Raw genomic sequence first — 17296 nt, 5'->3', positions numbered from 1 at the left:
CTTTTTTATTTTCTATGGTCTACTATAGTACATTCAAGAAACAATGCATTTGATACTGACAAGAGTATATTATTAAAAATACCCTAGGAAACCTAGGGCGAAGGGATGATGAAATCAAATACACCTCAGCATATTTGTGTCCTGATTTTGAATTAAGCTTGCTCTCTTAACTTCTTTCAAAATTTGTGGCATCCTCCTGAGGTTATGTTGGATATAGTTAACATTTTGGCTCGATAATAGGAAGTGGACGGTTTACAAACTCTGGAGGTAGGGGGTCAATTACACAAAAACAACTTAAATTAACGATAATACAGGTATTCGTCTTTCGGAGGGCATAAAAGTCATTAAAGGGGTCGGCCGGATTTCCTTCCATATCAATCGCTTCAAGTAGTGATAATTCCGCACAGCATGTTTCCTCATATAGTTTCTTTAATCTAAAAAATGGAGTTGCTATACATTTATAAAAAGCCATAAATGGTTTACTATTATTTGTAGAATAAAGCCTAAAAGGAATGGTATCCATCTTTTTTTTCAAACAGATAAATTGAAATTCCATGTCAACACCCGATATTATCTTTTGTTCCTTCAGTAATGTTTTCATCGAATGACAAATACAATTCTGTTTATCCACCTCGACTTGTTCCCCTCCCTCTTTGAAGGTCAAAATTCATATATACTATAATTTTATTGTATGGTGAGAGATATACATTGGACTGGGTTTTAGCTACTATTCCTACAACGGCTCCAAATAGAACTTTATATTACTTGCCGCTTCCACTGCGTTTGCCTTTGCTTCTTTTGGGGTATTTCCGGACGCGATTACATATGCGTAACGGTGACCCATTGATAGTGGGGGCATCATGATCACTCCTAAACGAGGCTTTATAAAAACTTCTTTTACTTCGGGTTGAGCAGCAGCCTTATTTTCACCTATAACTTTTAACAGGTACCCACAAGATCTGATTGTTATGTAATGCGTGTAAATAGGTTTCTCGTATTTCCTTATCAGATTAGGTTCAAAACCAAGATATAGTTTAATCGTTTGTTCCACCAGATTAATGCCAAATGCTTCTTCGATCATTCGATTCATTGCCCCACCGGAAACTCTTGGATTGATCTCAATTAACTTCCAATTCCCACATATATATCTAAATTCAAGGTGACAAGCAGCAAACGTGACCCTTAGATCTTTTAAAATCGATTCAACTGCAAGAACTAGTTCCTTATACAATTCACTTTCAAAATCTAGCTCTATTGCATAACCGGTTACTATAAATTTTATGCCTTTTGTAATTTCTTGTTTAATAATGGCAACAATATTAATATTTCCATTATGCACTAGCACTTCAACTAAATATTGTGGCCCGTCTAAATATTCATCTAGCACAATTTTTTGACTTGGATAGAGCTTGATAATTTTCTTTATCACTTGTTCCATTTCAAATTTATTCTCGACGTAATAGACATCCTTTGAGGCTTTTGAAATGGCAGATTTCACGACCATTGGAAACGTATAGTCTTTCTGAATCGTATGCTCAATATCATTTGCAGGCTCATATATGTCAAATTTAGGAGAGGATGCATTTTCTTTCAATGCATTTCTTGTAGCCGTTTTATCTTCCATTATCTTTAAAGCTTCAATGGATAGTGAAGTGCCACAAAATTCATTTGAAAGTTGTGCAGCGATTGATACAAATGGATCCACAAAACTGACAATCGCCTTGACGATGTTCCCTTGCTGTTGAAGCTGGCTAATCTCGCTTCGAATTAGATCTTCTGACAATTTTTCTAAATGGATCATCTGAGAAACATCTTCAAATTCATTTCTTTGCTTTGCAATGTTCATCCTTTCAGTTAACAATATTGTGGTATAACCTAGCCCAGAAGCAGCTTTTATTGCCTCTCTACCTGATCCAGATATAGTTGTTTCAATAAATAGGATAGACTCCATTTTCCACTTCACCTTCCGAAAGTAAATACATTGGTCTCCCTTCATTATTATGCGGTGTTGGTCTGTTGGGTTCAGGCTGAGACAATTGGATTAATCAAAAAAGCATAAGGATCTCCCTTACGCTTTTTTGATTAGACCAAATCGTTCCAACTGGTCGGTTAGACCTTCACTTTTTAATATATCTAGTTCATGCTCACCAAACAAATCAAAATGAGGATAATCGTCCCTCATATCGATCCACTCCCGCTTCAATCCATATTGCTTGCCCCATTCGACAAGTTTGTCGATATCCGCGCAACCTGCTTTGGTTACTGTATTGCATCCTGGAAAGCGTTCATCGAGCCAGTAATGCGTTAAAAATGCCATTTGCCCTTCACTGACTTCTTTTTTCCAAGCTTGCAGTTCGACGCGTTTAATACCAAATGCCATTAATCTTTACACCGCTTAACTTCTGTATATTTAGCATCCCAATCAGGCGCAATTTTCTTTAGCGAAACGGGACGGAATGACCCTTTTTTTACGACGACATGTTCCGATTTTGCAGTTGCTGAGATTGTGCCGTCTTCATGAACGATTTCATAACCATATGTCGTGCGCAGCCTTCCGTGTGACTCTACCCACGTCCGTACAGTCGCCTTCTGGCCGTATTTCATCGATGCCTTGTATTGGATAGATAAATCGATTACTGGCGACAAGAAGCCATCTGCCTCCAATTGCGCGTATGTATAGCCGAGGTCCTCAATCAGCTTCGTGCGTCCGATTTCCATCCACACTAAATAATTGGCGTGATAGACGACACCCATCTGATCTGTCTCTGCGTATCTGATTTCAATTTCTTTTTCACTTATAAACACTGCCATCACCTCACCACCTATTATACAAAAGCTATGCTGAAAAAGCAGTACAAAGGTTACAACCGTTTTTAGGAAAGCAAAAAGGTGCCCGATTAAATCGGACACCTTCCTACTTATTAAAATTAGTTCGTTTTCATTTTATCACGAAGAACCATTTGCAGGATTCCGCCGTGACGGTAGTAGTCCACTTCAACTTCTGAGTCAAAGCGTGCTAGTACGTCGAATTCTTTGACAGAACCGTCTTTTGCTGTTGCTGTTACTTTCAGAATATCGCGTGGTTTAACGCCTTCCGCGATATTAACGTTGATTGCCTCTTCACCAGTAAGGCCAAGTGTTTCAGCACTATCGCCTTTCATGAATTGAAGTGGCAGTACGCCCATCATAACAAGGTTTGAACGGTGAATACGCTCGTAGCTTTCAGCGATAACAGTTCTGATACCTAGAAGTGAAGTACCTTTCGCCGCCCAGTCACGTGAAGAACCCATTCCGTAGTCTTTACCAGTGATGATTGCAAGACCCGTGCCTTCTTCTTGATACTTCATTGCAGCATCATAGATTGGCATGATTTCTTTTGTTGGCCAGTAAGTTGTGAATCCACCTTCTGTACCTTTCGCAATCTGGTTACGAATACGGATGTTAGCGAATGTACCACGCATCATTACTTCATGGTTACCACGGCGTGAACCGTATGAGTTAAAGAAACGAGGGCTTACGCCATTGTCGATCAAGTATTTACCAGCTGGCGTATCTTTACCAATTGCGCCTGCAGGTGAAATATGGTCCGTTGTGATTGAATCGCCAAATTTACCAATGACACGAAGCCCAGAAAGTGCTTGGATGTCTGCCGGTTCTTTTGCAAGACCTTCGAAGAACGGCGGATTTTGGATATATGTTGAGTTTTCATCGAAATCATACAATGAATCATCTGTAGTTTCGATTGCATTCCATGCTTCGTTCTCCGTGAATACACGTGCATATTCTTTACGGAATAACTCAGGAGTAACTGTTGATTTTACAACTGCTTGAATTTCTTCCGTAGTTGGCCAAATATCTCTGAAGAAGACATCAACGCCGTCTTTGCCTTTACCAATTGGATCTTTTTCGAAGTCGATATCGACTGTTCCAGCAAGTGCATATGCAACAACAAGTGGCGGTGAAGCCAAGTAGTTTGCTTTCACAAGTGGGTGAATACGTCCTTCAAAGTTACGGTTACCAGAAAGAACAGAAGACATTAGCATATCGTTGCCCATGATCGCTTTTTCAATTTCAGGAAGAAGCGGTCCAGAGTTACCGATACATGTTGTACAACCGTATCCAACTGTGTTGAATCCAATTTGATCTAAGAACACATTAAGACCTGAATCTTCCAGGTAGCCTGTAACGACTTTTGAACCTGGTGCGAGTGATGTTTTCACGTATGCAGGTGGTGTAAGTCCTTTTTCAATCGCTTTTTTCGCAACAAGTCCAGCACCTAACATAACGTATGGGTTAGATGTATTTGTACATGAAGTGATGGCAGCGATTGCAAGGTCACCCGTTTTGATGTCGACAGAACGTCCATCTTCAAATTCGATTGTAGCTGTTTTTGCAAGCTCTTTTGGAGAGAAACCGAAACCTTGGTTCCCTTCAGGTGCAACAACTGCTTCTTTGAATGAACTTTGCATTTCTGTAAGAGGAATCAAATCTTGTGGACGTTTCGGTCCAGCAAGGTTTGCTACAATACCAGTAAGGTCGATTTCGACAACATCAGTGTAAGTCGGTTCTTCGTTCTCTACAGTGAAGAACATATCGTTCTCAACTAGATATTGTTTCACAACAGCGATGTCGCTATCTTCACGGCCTGTTAGACGCATATAGTCAAGTGCTTCTTCATCTACTGGGAAGAATCCGCACGTCGCGCCGTATTCAGGTGCCATGTTCGCAATTGTAGCACGGTCTGCAAGTGGTAAATGTGCAACGCCAGGTCCGAAGAACTCAACGAATTTACCTACAACGCCATGTGCACGAAGTGTTTGTGTTACTTTAAGCGCAAGGTCAGTAGCTGTCGTTCCGTTTGGAAGTTGGCCAACAAGTTTTACACCGATAACTTCTGGAATTGGGAAGTATGAAGGTTGTCCAAGCATACCTGCTTCAGCTTCGATACCGCCGACGCCCCATCCAAGAACACCGATACCGTTGATCATTGTCGTGTGAGAGTCTGTTCCAACAAGTGTATCCGGGTATGTTTCGAATGTGCCGTCTTCGTTTGGAACTGCATGGACAACGTTTGCCAAGTACTCAAGGTTAACTTGGTGGACGATTCCTGTTGCAGGTGGTACCGCACGGTAATTGTCATATGCTTTTTGTGCCCAGCTTAGGAATTGGTAACGTTCCGCGTTACGCTCGAATTCGAGTTCCATGTTTAGGTTAAGTGCTTCTGCCGTTCCGTAACGGTCAACTTGTACTGAGTGGTCAATAACAAGGTCAACTGGAATTTCAGGATTGATCTTGTTAGGGTCGCCGCCCATTGCTGCCATTGCTGAACGAAGTGATGCAAGGTCAACAACAACAGGTACACCTGTGAAGTCTTGAAGAATAACGCGTGACGGTTTGAATGGTACTTCTGCATCCGCGTCTGCATCTTTCCCCCATTTTGCCAAGTTTTCGACATGATTGTCTTTGATTACATAGCCGTCATGTTGACGTAGGACGGATTCAAGTAGCACTTTAATCGAGTAAGGTAGATTGGAAACTTTAGCGATACCGGCTTCTTCGAGTGCAGCAAGACGATAATAGTTATATGTCTTACCGTTCAGATCGAATGATGTACGGCTGTTGTGCAAATTGCTTTTTGCCATTATTGAATTCCTCCTTCTATCTGTTGAATACTGCTGAAAAGGCTATAAATAAGCATCTTTTCTCTACTCCATCATATAATACCAACCCACATAAGTAAAATACATTAACTTTATAGTCTATCATAAGTTAATGTTATGACTCTAACCCATCCTTGCATAGAACTCTTATATACGAAAAATAGATTGCAAGTAATTTGTCATGAAAACGCGGTTAGGATCGTACTGCTGTCGAATTTCCATGAAACGTTGGAGATTTGGATAAAGTTTTCGCATTTTTTCATTCGTCAAATCATTTACTTTTCCAAAATGTGGCCGCCCGTTGTATTTCTCCATTAGCTTGTGTACCCATTTAAAGTACGGTTCAGCGTCCATTCCCTTATACATATGGAACGCAAGGAACACCGTTTCCTCACCTTGCGTGGGACTGAGAAAAGCATTTTCACCAGCAGTGACCCTGCATTCGATTGGAAAATGGACGTAAAACGGATGTGCACGCAAAAAGTCATGGACTTCTTCGATACATGTTTCAAATGTATGCAAGGGAATCGCATATTCCGTCTCTGTGAATTTGACGAGTCGCGGTGAAGGGAACACTTCATAATACATACCCCTTTTTGAACCGTTTGGAACACTTTTCGCAGAAATAGTTGTCAACATTCGTGACATGCTGGGTTTGACGCGGCACAGTTCAGAAATGACTTTAAAACCAGCGTTTTCAATTAACCCATTTTTCATGAATTCGACTGTTTTCGATTGCAAAGTTTGTTTGTGGATTGGCGTGATATTCGTCTTTTTTACTTGGACCGTATCTGTACCGGGGAAATAGAACCATTCAATATGTCTATTATCGTAAATTCCGGAGGACCATTCAGCGAGGGCCTCACCTACCGTACTTCGATAACTCATCATCTGCAGGCTGTAAAGTGGGATAGTCTTAATAGTCACGTCGAGAAGGACACCGAGCATGCCAAGCGAAAGGCTAAGTGCTTTCGATAAATCGTCTTGGCTGCGACGATGATGCTGTATATCCCCTTTTCCATCAACCTTTGTCCAAGCGACAACTTGGCTGGATAGCGAACCGAGAGCGATTCCTGTGCCGTGCGTTCCTGTACTCACTGCCCCGGCAATTGTCTGCTCCTGAATATCCCCCATATTTTCGAAACCCATGCCAATGGCAGCAAGTATGGATGCTGCCTCATGTAAATACGTTCCGCCCCAAAGTCTCGCTTCCATCGCTTCAGAATCGTAGGAGATAAGTCCACGTAAATTGTCAACTGACATTGCGTCACTTTCCGGCTTAGCAATGGGACTGAACGAGTGGGCTGCTCCTGTTACGCGTAGGGATACACCACGAATTCTGCAACTATTTACGACGTCTTGTATATCGCTGGCACTTTTCGGAAAGTGATAACAATCCGGTGTCGCTTTGACATTCCCGGACCAGTTCGCCCATTTCATTCTCTTTTTCGGAGCATTCATAGAAAACATCCTTCCTCGCCTCTATATGTTTTATAAGCATCAACATATTCAAATCCGCGTCTTGCGTGCAGTTCAGAAAAACGTTCGCAGAGCTCACCCGCTTTGGCATGCCTAAAATAGACAGTATCTCCGACTTGAAGAGTTCCCTCTTTATCTCGCAATGGCGTTTGGACTTCACCCGCCCCTTCATTTTTCAGATAGGAGAGCTTCTGCGGCCAGATAGGCACTGGATTTTTGTCGGTTCCTATTGCTCCAGATGCAATATAACCACCCCCATGACAAACGATAATACCTTGTTCGGGCATTCTCGTGACACGAAGGGCGAATGTCGCTGCTGGTTCAAGCGCCAAGTTTTGATACCTCGAGAATAATGCCGGAAAGTAAAAGGCAGATCCGATTGTCAGTTCCGTCACTTCCTCTTCCCCCGATGTGAAATCGATGCTGCCGGAGCCGCCGCCATTTACGAATCGAAAACTGGACGATTTTTCCCGAATGAGATTGACTGCGCTTTTACGGAAATTGCCTACATTTTTACGGGACATCCGCTTCAATTGTTTGATAAGCGCTGATTGCCAACGAACTACCGGGATATCCGTGACACCCGCAATCTGTGCTTCATAGCCCATGAGACCAATGATTTTAGTATGTGTGAATAAACTGCCTGCCTCCAATAAATTTTCCACATCTGTAATTGATTTTAAGGAAGAACGGTTTGTACCAAAATACAGTATTTTGAAATCTGTTGAGACGTTTATATCAATACAAATTTCAAGAATGACGTCATTTAACTTAGCTATGGATTCTAACCACTCCCACTGTTCGATATGGTCAACCATAAAGACGACCGTACGACCTTCACGAATATAGGGAATGAGCTGCATAAGCGCTTGTTCTTCAACTTGTGGATAGCCAAGTAATAGGTCATTAAATCCTTTTTTAAGTAGGAAAAGTGTTTCCCTTAGATCGAATGTCATCCAGCCGGCAGGATAATCCAATCTTTGAGCAATGTATTGCAGCAGTTCTACCGATCGCACAGATTTTGTAGCGATTCGGACTCCTTTCATTCCAGAGGACTTGTTGACAAATGCGATATTTCGGTCAAGCGCTTCAAGGTCAATGCAAGCGAACGGACGTGTAAGGTGGGCGTAGGCCACTTCCGCTTCACCCAAGAAATCATCCCCCTTCAGGTAGTTCAGCTAGTATTAATTTAAGTATATTCTGATATTCATTTACACGCAAAATTACTTTTCTATTCATTTTTTTTAGAGTAATCAAATGGTTAACAACAGAAGTGAATGAAATAGTCACTAGATTATGGCATGATGGAATGGTTGACATATAAAGGGGTGGCATAGATGAAGAAAGCATTGTTGGTTATTGATTATACAGAGGATTTTGTAGCTGAAAATGGTGCACTTACATGCGGACAACCAGGAATTGACTTGGAAAATTATATCACCAAGTTAACGGGGGAATTTTTGGATGATAACCATTTCGTTGTAATGCCAGTTGATGTGCATGATGCAGACGATTTGTACCATCCTGAAACAAAACAATTCCCGCCACATAATATACGTGGGACAGCCGGCAGGAATCTATATGGTTCCCTTCAACAATTGTATGATGAGCGCAAAGAAGAAATCCATTGGATGGACAAAACACGTTTTAGTGCATTTGCGGGAACAGATTTGGAATTGCATCTTCGAGCACGCGGGATTACCGAATTGCATTTGGTTGGTGTCTGTACGGATATTTGTATCTTGCATACAGCCGTCGATGCATACAACCGCGGATTTGACATTGTCGTCCACGAGAAAGGTGTCGCAAGCTTTGATCTCGCAGGTCATGAATGGGCACTTCGTCATTTTGAAAACACGTTAGGTGTTACTGTTGTCCGCTAACTCCCTTGAAATTCCCGGTAATCTTTTCCTTTTAGATGTTTGAAGGGATGTAATAAAGGTAATAGCAAACACTATAGAGGAAATTTTAAATTACTAAAAAGGAGATGGACAGTATGAGTTTCATTTGGTTCTTAATTATTGGCGGGATTATCGGTTGGCTTGCAGGTATGATTTTGGGTAAAGATATCCCAGGTGGCATTATCGGTAATATTATCGCTGGTATCATTGGTGCATGGATTGGTGGAATGCTACTTGGGAAGTGGGGTCCAAAAATTTCCGATTTCTACATCTTCCCTGCTTTCATTGGAGCGATTATACTCGTGTTCATTGTGAGCTTTATTATGAAATCAATGCGTAAAGCTTCGTAAAGAACAAAAGCGGAAACGCCTGGTCAGATGCGGCAGACATAAGAAGGCCTGGCGAAGCAGCGCACTTTGCCGCATAGCCGGACCAGCTTATGACCGAGCCTCTAGGCGTTGAAGTCTAGAAGTGGAATATCGCCTATCATAAGTGATCCACAGGCCAAGAACTTAATAATTTACTAAGCAATAAAAAATGGACCCCATTTTACTGGAGGTCCATTTTTTTACATGTTAGCTGCTTCCATTTCGAGTCGTTGGACTTCGAATTCATTAAAAAATCGCAATACGTCCTGTACGTATTTTTCGCTGTGGTTATAATTGAAAATCGCCTTTTCTAAATCTCCATCTGCGGCGCCGCTTATTGAAAGGTAGTTGGCGGCACTGTAAATGGCATCTTCGATATCATATGGATCGGCTATGCCATCACCATTACCATCAACGCCGTATCCGCCGTATTCTTTGATGATAGCGGGATTTGTCTTGTCTTTTTCAGGAATATCTCCTTTTCCAAGACCGCTACATCCCGGATAAGTCCAGCCGACAAACGTGCAAGGCATGAACTGCATATGTCCTTCTGCACCAACTGGTGAGAGAAGCGGATCCATCGTTGAAAACCGTGTTTCAATACGGTGATGTGCTGCAAGTAGTGTCCATGGGATGCCATACGCCTCCGCGGCCTCTTTATAGACTGGGATGAACTCTTCCGGGATTGACGTAGCAGTGTGACGTTCCCCTATGTCTAGTAATGCACTTGCAGATTTCCGAATGAGTTCTGGATTTTTCAAACCTGTCCAGATGATAGCTGTTAATGTGAAGACTGTAACCGCAATGGGGATAAGCAGGATGATAAGCATTGCTCTCACCTTTATAGATAACCCTTTACGTTGTTGTTTTTTCATCTTTCCACCCCGTTAGATCAAGTATTGCTTTTGTTAGTTACAAGCCCTCTTTACTAAGCACTTTCATATCCTTGACAATTTCATCAAATGGTACATCCGTCATACCATTATAGGTTTTGACGACTTCCCCTTTTTGATTGACAAGTGAAAAGTAAGTTGCATGCATTACCTGATCCGAATCGGGTATATCAGCAACAAGCGTCTTGAATGACTTCGCTGCAAAGTCAGTAATTTTCTTTTGTGTGTAGCCAGTCAGCATTTCCCAGTTTTTCTGATCCCCGACATCATACAAGTCAAGGTATTCTTGCATTATTTCAGGTGTGTCGACAGCAGGATCAATACTGAATGATACGATTTTGTAATCTTCAACGCCTTCATCAATAAGTTTTTTATCTAAATCTGCCATGTTACTCATCATCGGTGGGCAGGCACTCGTACAAACTGTGAAAACAAATTGTGCCAGCCATACGCTCCCTTTCAAATCATCCAATGAAACCTTTTCATTGTGTTGGTTTGTAAATTCAAACGGTTCAATTTTATAATTATGCTCGGCTTTGAACCCGCCCCCAGAACACGCACTTAGAATTAGCACTACAAGCAATACATAAGGCAGTAAAAGTTTTTCTCTCATTTGGTTTCCTCCACTATCAATTGATACGTTCATCATAGCGGAAGTAATGGCTTCAAACAAGCGAGGAGCTGATTGCTTCCATGTCGAATCCGTGACTTATTTGTGAAGTTCACTTCATCTTTAAAGAAACAAGGACATCGTGTATGTCGACAAGTTTCGTTTCGAGTCGGTGCAAGAGATAAAGTTAAACTAACAATCAGAGGGGGGTATTCATCCCCCACTGATTGTTAGTTTAACCATTCGGGCTTTTACGGCCAGTTGATTCCCCCCACTAATTCTTCTTCAGTCCTTAAAGACTTGAAGTGGGGAGCTTACTGCCCGTTAAGGCGGGATCAAATGATACAAAGATTGGAAACCCAAATTCTTGTACTAAACTCATCCATTGTTTCATCCCGTCCCCTCCTTTTACCTCCTATATAGTGATAACTTGAGATAAGGAATACATTGTCCGTGTATTTTTTTACTAATGCTCTTATAATGGTGAATAGAATGGAAGAGGTGAAGACTGTTGCAACAAGATCTATTTATGTGGTTCATCATTTTCTGGTGCGTTGTCCTTATTGGACTTTTCGCTATTGGCGGCTATTTCATGTTCCGGAAATTTTTAAAAGTGTTTCCAAAAGCAGACGGGAAATCGACACTCGACTGGGAAGAACATTATGTGGAGAGCTCTCTCCACCTTTGGAATGACGAAGCTAAACTACTGTTGAATGAGCTAGTCGTCCCAGTACCGGAATTATTCCGCCCAGTAGCGAAGCAAAAAATCGCGGGTAAGATAGGTGAAATCGCACTCGAGGAACATGCGGGGAAAATTGATTCAGACCTTATTATCCGTGGATATATACAAGCAACGCCTAAACGGGATCATAAATTTTTGCGCAAGAAAATGGCGGAAATGAAGATTGATCTTACTCCGTATGAACATTTATTTTAAAAAAGGTGTCCGCAATTAAATGCGGACACCTTTTACTTGTCTAACTTCTTTTATTTTATTGTACTTGATTAGCATGCCAATCCGCCAAGGGACAATCATGCCAAATGCAAGAATCCAGAACATACCGCCCAGTTCCCCTACATCAATTGTATTGCTGAGAAGTAGTTTCCCTGCGAGCCGAACAATAAGTAGACCAAGTAAAATGTACAGGAATGCTTTCGACCGTTTCATATAGATATCGCTATCTTTTCGTTCGAAATTCGTCGTTTTTATCAAGATAATTGAAAACAGTATCCCTACAAGTAGCGCTTCTAGTACCTGAGGCAGCGGCACTCGAAATTCTTCAAATAGGAACATCAGCGCACCAGTCGACATAAAGAGCGGTGGCAAGATGATCTTCAGTGGTGTCACAGGCCTCTTCGCCGCTTTCGTCCTAACAATCAGCGCGATTGTCCCCATAACTAACGCAAGTACGGTTGAACCGATAATGAGGTAAACCGGGGGTACCTTGGTGAAAATTGTTTCAATTAGTTCATTCAAATTATTTCCCCCAAACGATACTTCAATTCTTCAATCGGGATAAAACGTGCAAATCGCGCATATTCTTTTCCATCATTGAATAGGAGGACGACTGGCGCTGTAAACAACGAAAGTTGCCCCGCTATTTCTGGCACTTCCGCCACATTTACTTTTAAAAAAAGGATTGAAAAATCTGCTTGCAGTGCTTTCACTTGAGGGTATAGTCCCTCACAGACTGAACAGTTATCGGTTTTCACAAAAAGGAGTAACGCTCTTTCTCTTTCAACGTTTTCGATCCAGTCACCGAATGACCCAATTTGCTGCATCGGAATCCCTCCCTTTCAACTCAAAAACCTTGGAAATCTCCAAAAATCGGGCTGAGCAAACTTGTTAAATAGGTCAATCCATCAAAGAACAGCAAGATTCCGAAAGCAATCATAACGCCGCCCCCAATTTTCATAATTAGGCCACTATTTTTCCGAATCCAGCCAAGACGCGTTATAAAGAACGACAGAACAAAGAATGGAATCGCAAAACCGAACACATACATCAGCATATAAAGAACTCCTGATCCTGGGTTTGTTGCAGATAGTCCCATGATTACCCCAATTATTGGTCCTGAACAAGGAGTCCAACCAGCTGCGAAAGCAAGCCCAATTAATGCGCTCCCAAAATAACCTGAAGGACGGTTTTTAAACTGTAGTTTCTTTTCGCCCATAAGAAACTTTGGTGTGTATACACCTGCAATCATAAGGCCGAATAACACCATAAAGATTGCGCCGCCTTGTCTGAGTATTACTTGGTTTTCAATGAAAAATGTCCCCACAAACGACGTAGCGAAACCAAGTACGACAAAAATAACTGAAAATCCGATTAAAAAGAACAGTGTATGTAGTATACCGCTTCTGCTCATGCGTTTCGAGTCCGATTTTAACTCATCCAGTGACATGCCCGTAATATACGAAATGAATGCTGGGTACAACGGTAATGTACACGGTGAGATGAAACTTAAGAAACCGGCACCGAAAGCGAGAAATAGATTTAAGTCTGTTGCCATTATTCTCTCCCCTTCAGTTTTTCTTCCTCAATCGTATCAAAAGAAGCGCCAAATTACGTCTAATATGTCTGTGAACAGTTTATGACATTTCGGCGTGACATAGTCATGTAAGCAAAAAAACGGCTTGCCCGTTCCCTAGAGGGATGTGCAAGCCGACCATTTATCAGATAACATCGTCCAAAATATTGTTTTGAAGTAGATACATCTTATGGTAGAGCCCTTTTTGCACCAGCAATTCCTGGTGTGTTCCACGTTCGACGATTTCGCCTTTGTGCAGGACGAGAATCAGTTCCGCGTCTTGAATTGTGCTTAGCCTGTGAGCAATTGCGATTGTTGTGCGCCCTTTTCTCATTTTCTCAAGGCTCGATTGGATTGCGACTTCTGTTTCAGTGTCGATATTGGCAGTTGCTTCATCGAGAACAAGGATTTTAGGATTTGTCGCGATTGTTCGTGCAAATGCAACTAGCTGCCGCTGACCGCTTGAGAATGTGGAGCCGCGTTCTGTAACTTTTTGCGCGTATTTGTCTGGTAGTTCTTCAATGAATTCATTTGCTTGGACAAACTCAGCTGCCGCACGCACTTCTCCAGACGTCATTCCCTTATTGTGCAAACGAATGTTGCTCTCAATGTCACCGTAGAATAGAAACGGGTCTTGCAAGACAAGTCCTGTCTTCTTCCGCAGTTCTTCTTTCGGGTATTCTTTCAGCGAAACACCATCGATATAAATACCACCGCGCTCATATTCATAGAAACGCATTAACAAGTTGATGATGGAGCTTTTTCCGCTGCCAGTATGACCGACCAGGGCAACAGTTTCGCCTGCATTCGCAGTGAATGAAATGTTTTTCAGAACATCAGCTTGCCCATCATAGGAAAACGATACATCTCGGAATTCGATTTTACCGCTTAGTATCTCAGCTTGATTACTATCTAGCTGCTCTGGTTCCATATCGGGATCATCCATTAACTTAAACACACGGGATGCGGCAACCATTGCTTGTTGGAAAATAGATAGTCGCTGCATTACTTGTTGAACAGGTTGGAATAAGCGGCCAATTAAAGTTGTAAATACATATAGTATCCCCACTTCAACGGGACTGGCAAGGGATAAAAACCCGAAGTATCCGAGTACAAAAACGATTGCTCCAGCATACAGTAAATCGATAGCCGGACCTAGCAGGATACTGTCAAATTTAATGTTACGCATTCCAGCACGGAAATGTTTTTCATTAATATCATCAAATTCCGCTTCTAAACGGTCTTCTTGTCTAAATGCTTGGATCATTCCCATTCCGGATAATGATTCAGCTATTTTAGCGTTGAGCTGACTTAATCGCTCACGAATGTCTTGATAGAAATCTGCGCTATAGCGCCTGTATACGACGATAACAGCTAAAAACAACGGCAATAATAACAAGGAAATAAACGCCAACTTTGCATCAAGTGAAAATAGTGCAATGTAAACGCCAATAATTACAAATATAGCTTGTAAAAACGTGACAATGACACTGACGAACATTTCTTTTATTGCTTCCGTATCATTTGTCACACGTGACACGATACTTCCAGCAGGTGTTTTATCAAAATAACGCATACCAAGCCCTTGCACCTTTGAAAACACATCGATGCGCATTTGCTGAATAATATTTAGTGCAATATCTTGGAAACGTATCAGCTGGAAGTAAGAGACGAAGACCATGAATACTTGAATACCTATATAGACAATTGCGATATTCGTGATGGCACTCTTTTGAAAACTCATTGTAGTGAGATGGTTATCAATGAATCGTTGAATGATCAAAGGTCCTACGATACTGCCAGCGACCGTCAAAACAAGTAGGACAAGCGCTATAATTACACTCTTTTTATGAGGGATGATATAATGCAACAATCTTTTCAAGACAACCCATTGATCTTTCGCTGTTAATTTCGGTTGTTTTTCTGCTGACATTATTCCTCGCCTCCTTGTTCGACAAGCACTTCAAGTTGCTGCAGGTCATACATTTCTTTATATCTTCCATTCATTTCGAGTAGTTCTTCATGCGTTCCAGCTTCGACAATCGTTCCTTCATGCAGAACGATGATTTTATGCGCATGTTGGAGAGCACTTAATCGGTGCGAGGTAATAATTGTCGTCTCGCCTGTCCGTGTTTGTTTGAGTGATTGTAAAATCGCTTCTTCCGTTTTGGCGTCGACGGCAGATAAGGAATCATCCAAAAGCAGTAATTCAGGCGCCATGATTAATGCACGAGCTATGGAAATGCGCTGTTTCTGACCACCAGACAACGATACACCACGTTCTCCAACAATGGTGCTATATCCTTCCGTAAATCCTAAAATGTCGTCATGGATATGCGCAAGTCGTGCGGCTTCATGAATTTTCTCTGTTCCAATTCTGGGGTTTGTAAAGGCTATATTTTCAGCCATTGTTGTCGAGAATAAGAAGTGGTCTTGCGGCACATAACCAATCGACTCCCTTAAACGCTGCTGCTTGTATTGATTGATTGGTTTGTCTCCATAGACGATGCTTCCTTTGTATCCTTCAAATTCTCTCAGCAATAGTTTTAAAATGGCCGTTTTACCCGACCCTGTTTTGCCGACAACACCCAATGTTTCTCCTTGTTTTAAAGTGAAGTAAACGTCGCGCAATGCAGCACGCTCATCACCTGGGAATTTGAACTCATCTATATTGAAATGTAAATCGCCTTCTGGTCTTCTATCAATTGCACCCGCTACGTCTTTAATTTCTGGTGCGACTGATAACAATTCCGTTATTCGGCTATAAGATGCATTTCCTCGCTCTACAATATTAAATAGGAAGCCGAATGCAAGCATCGGCCAGACAAGAAGTCCGAGGTACGTACTGAACGCTATCATGTCACCAATTGACATGTCACCAGCAATAATAAACTTCGTTCCGAAATAGAAAGACAAAATGTATGAAATCGCGAATATCCCTGTAATTGTCGGATCGAATAATGCATCCACTTTTGCGACACGCATATTTTTACTAACGACATCTGTAGATAAGCTTGTAAAATCTTCAATATCTTCATTTTTCTGACCAAACGTTTTGATGACCTTAATGCCAGATATACTTTCCTGCGTTTTGTCATTCAAATTGGAGAAAGCTTCTTGGGCAAACCGGAATCGCTTACGCAATAATTTTCCATAATAGCTTGTTAGGAAAATCATGAATGGCAGTGGAATGAGTGCAATCAAAGTCAATTTCCAATTGATCGTGATGGCCATCGTCAAAATGACGAATCCGCCTGTTGAGATGGAATCGACAAGCGTCAAAATCCCCATACCCGCCGTTTGCTGTACAGCACCTATATCATTTGTGGCATGGGCCATTAAATCGCCTACACGTCTCTTTTGATAAAAAGATGGTGACATTCTTGTAAAATGATTAAACAACTTTTCACGCATTATTTTGGATAACAAAACGGCTGAACCAAAAATCATTACGCGCCAGTAATAGCGTGCAATGTACATGAGGATACCTGCTACAGCTAAGATAACCAGCCATTTTGTGAGCCCTTCAGCTGTTAAAGAACCCACTGCAATGTCATCCACGATAATTCCAATGATCTTCGGCGGCAGCAATTGTAATAAGGATACGAAAACAAGCATCGCAATCCCAAAAAGATACTGCTTCTTCTGCTGTTTAAAAAACCAGCTGAGCTGTACTAAAACCTTCACGCTACTCCCCCTACTTTTCTTTAAAATTAGACCTTTGATTAGTTTAGCAAAAGTCTGAACAATATAAAAGCTACGAGATTCAAATAGTTCGAATCCGGAAATAGTTTCGGTTATTAGAATGGGATATTGTGCGTGACTACTTCATATAATTGAGGGGAAACGCTAAC

The 17296-nt window shown here is 41.6% G+C and carries 17 protein-coding genes; 3 read left to right on the top strand and 14 right to left on the bottom strand.

Annotated features, from left to right (window positions below; genetic code table 11):
- Window positions 1-217 precede the first annotated feature (217 nt).
- From I2483_RS00775 to I2483_RS00745, 7 genes are all read right to left on the bottom strand, one after another.
- Entirely contained in the window at window positions 218-631 is a 414-nt protein-coding gene (locus I2483_RS00775) for a CotY/CotZ family spore coat protein (RefSeq protein ID WP_207173203.1), read from the bottom strand.
- Between the two features lie 102 nt (window positions 632-733).
- A complete protein-coding gene (locus tag I2483_RS00770) occupies window positions 734-1951 on the bottom strand; it encodes an ATP-grasp domain-containing protein (protein ID WP_207173202.1) in 1218 nt (405 codons plus the stop codon).
- 117 nt (window positions 1952-2068) lie between these two features.
- Window positions 2069-2380 carry a hypothetical protein gene (locus tag I2483_RS00765; protein ID WP_207173201.1) on the bottom strand — a complete coding sequence of 104 codons (312 nt, stop codon included), beginning with the start codon at window positions 2378-2380 and terminating at the stop codon, window positions 2069-2071.
- Window positions 2380-2805 carry a YbgC/FadM family acyl-CoA thioesterase gene (locus I2483_RS00760; RefSeq protein WP_186670637.1) on the bottom strand — a complete coding sequence of 142 codons (426 nt, stop codon included), beginning with the start codon at window positions 2803-2805 and terminating at the stop codon, window positions 2380-2382. Before I2483_RS00760 ends, I2483_RS00765 begins: the two co-directional genes overlap by 1 nt.
- Window positions 2806-2927: 122 nt before the next feature.
- Window positions 2928-5642, bottom strand: coding sequence for an aconitate hydratase AcnA (gene acnA, locus I2483_RS00755; RefSeq protein ID WP_207173200.1), 2715 nt, complete (start codon window positions 5640-5642; stop codon window positions 2928-2930).
- Window positions 5643-5807: 165 nt separating this feature from the next.
- On the bottom strand, window positions 5808-7121 hold the full coding sequence (locus I2483_RS00750) for a D-arabinono-1,4-lactone oxidase (RefSeq protein WP_255550001.1): 1314 nt from the start codon (window positions 7119-7121) through the stop codon (window positions 5808-5810).
- Window positions 7118-8290 (bottom strand): type III PLP-dependent enzyme domain-containing protein, encoded by a 1173-nt coding sequence (locus tag I2483_RS00745; RefSeq protein WP_207173198.1) that lies wholly within the window; start codon window positions 8288-8290, stop codon window positions 7118-7120. Before I2483_RS00745 ends, I2483_RS00750 begins: the two co-directional genes overlap by 4 nt.
- A gap of 186 nt (window positions 8291-8476) precedes the next feature.
- Between I2483_RS00745 and I2483_RS00740 the strand changes: the two genes are divergently transcribed.
- On the top strand, window positions 8477-9022 hold the full coding sequence (locus tag I2483_RS00740; RefSeq protein WP_207173197.1) for a cysteine hydrolase family protein: 546 nt from the start codon (window positions 8477-8479) through the stop codon (window positions 9020-9022).
- A 113-nt stretch (window positions 9023-9135) separates the two neighbouring features.
- On the top strand, window positions 9136-9390 hold the full coding sequence (locus tag I2483_RS00735) for a GlsB/YeaQ/YmgE family stress response membrane protein (protein WP_207173196.1): 255 nt from the start codon (window positions 9136-9138) through the stop codon (window positions 9388-9390).
- Between the two features lie 218 nt (window positions 9391-9608).
- On the opposite strand, the gene I2483_RS00730 is transcribed toward I2483_RS00735, so the two are convergent.
- Window positions 9609-10283: a lytic transglycosylase domain-containing protein gene (locus I2483_RS00730; protein ID WP_207173195.1), complete on the bottom strand. Its 675-nt coding sequence runs from the start codon at window positions 10281-10283 to the stop codon at window positions 9609-9611.
- 37 nt (window positions 10284-10320) lie between these two features.
- On the bottom strand, window positions 10321-10914 hold the full coding sequence (locus I2483_RS00725; protein WP_207173194.1) for an SCO family protein: 594 nt from the start codon (window positions 10912-10914) through the stop codon (window positions 10321-10323).
- A 526-nt stretch (window positions 10915-11440) separates the two neighbouring features.
- Here I2483_RS00725 and I2483_RS00720 point away from each other — a divergent pair.
- Window positions 11441-11848 (top strand): DUF2621 domain-containing protein, encoded by a 408-nt coding sequence (locus I2483_RS00720; RefSeq protein ID WP_207173699.1) that lies wholly within the window; start codon window positions 11441-11443, stop codon window positions 11846-11848.
- Window positions 11849-11863: 15 nt separating this feature from the next.
- Here the strand turns inward: I2483_RS00720 and I2483_RS00715 are convergent, their stop codons facing one another.
- The 5 genes from I2483_RS00715 to I2483_RS00695 form a co-directional block, all read right to left on the bottom strand.
- A complete protein-coding gene (locus I2483_RS00715) occupies window positions 11864-12388 on the bottom strand; it encodes a CcdC family protein (RefSeq protein WP_218624816.1) in 525 nt (174 codons plus the stop codon).
- Window positions 12385-12693, bottom strand: a complete 309-nt coding sequence (locus I2483_RS00710) for a thioredoxin family protein (protein WP_207173193.1) — start codon at window positions 12691-12693, stop codon at window positions 12385-12387. The genes I2483_RS00715 and I2483_RS00710 overlap by 4 nt, the downstream gene beginning before the upstream one ends.
- A gap of 20 nt (window positions 12694-12713) precedes the next feature.
- On the bottom strand, window positions 12714-13424 hold the full coding sequence (locus tag I2483_RS00705; RefSeq protein ID WP_207173192.1) for a cytochrome c biogenesis CcdA family protein: 711 nt from the start codon (window positions 13422-13424) through the stop codon (window positions 12714-12716).
- A 163-nt stretch (window positions 13425-13587) separates the two neighbouring features.
- The gene (locus tag I2483_RS00700; RefSeq protein WP_207173191.1) at window positions 13588-15375 is read right to left on the bottom strand and encodes an ABC transporter ATP-binding protein; all 1788 of its coding nucleotides are present in this window, start codon (window positions 15373-15375) and stop codon (window positions 13588-13590) included.
- Window positions 15375-17129, bottom strand: a complete 1755-nt coding sequence (locus I2483_RS00695) for an ABC transporter transmembrane domain-containing protein (protein ID WP_207173190.1) — start codon at window positions 17127-17129, stop codon at window positions 15375-15377. The genes I2483_RS00700 and I2483_RS00695 overlap by 1 nt, the downstream gene beginning before the upstream one ends.
- Window positions 17130-17296: the final 167 nt, after the last annotated feature.

The sequence above is a fragment of the Sporosarcina sp. E16_3 genome, assembly GCF_017347125.1.
Taxonomy (GTDB): Bacteria; Bacillota; Bacilli; order Bacillales_A; family Planococcaceae; genus Sporosarcina.
The sequence above is the reverse complement of the archived record's forward strand: the minus strand, read 5'-3'. Positions and strand labels throughout refer to the sequence as shown.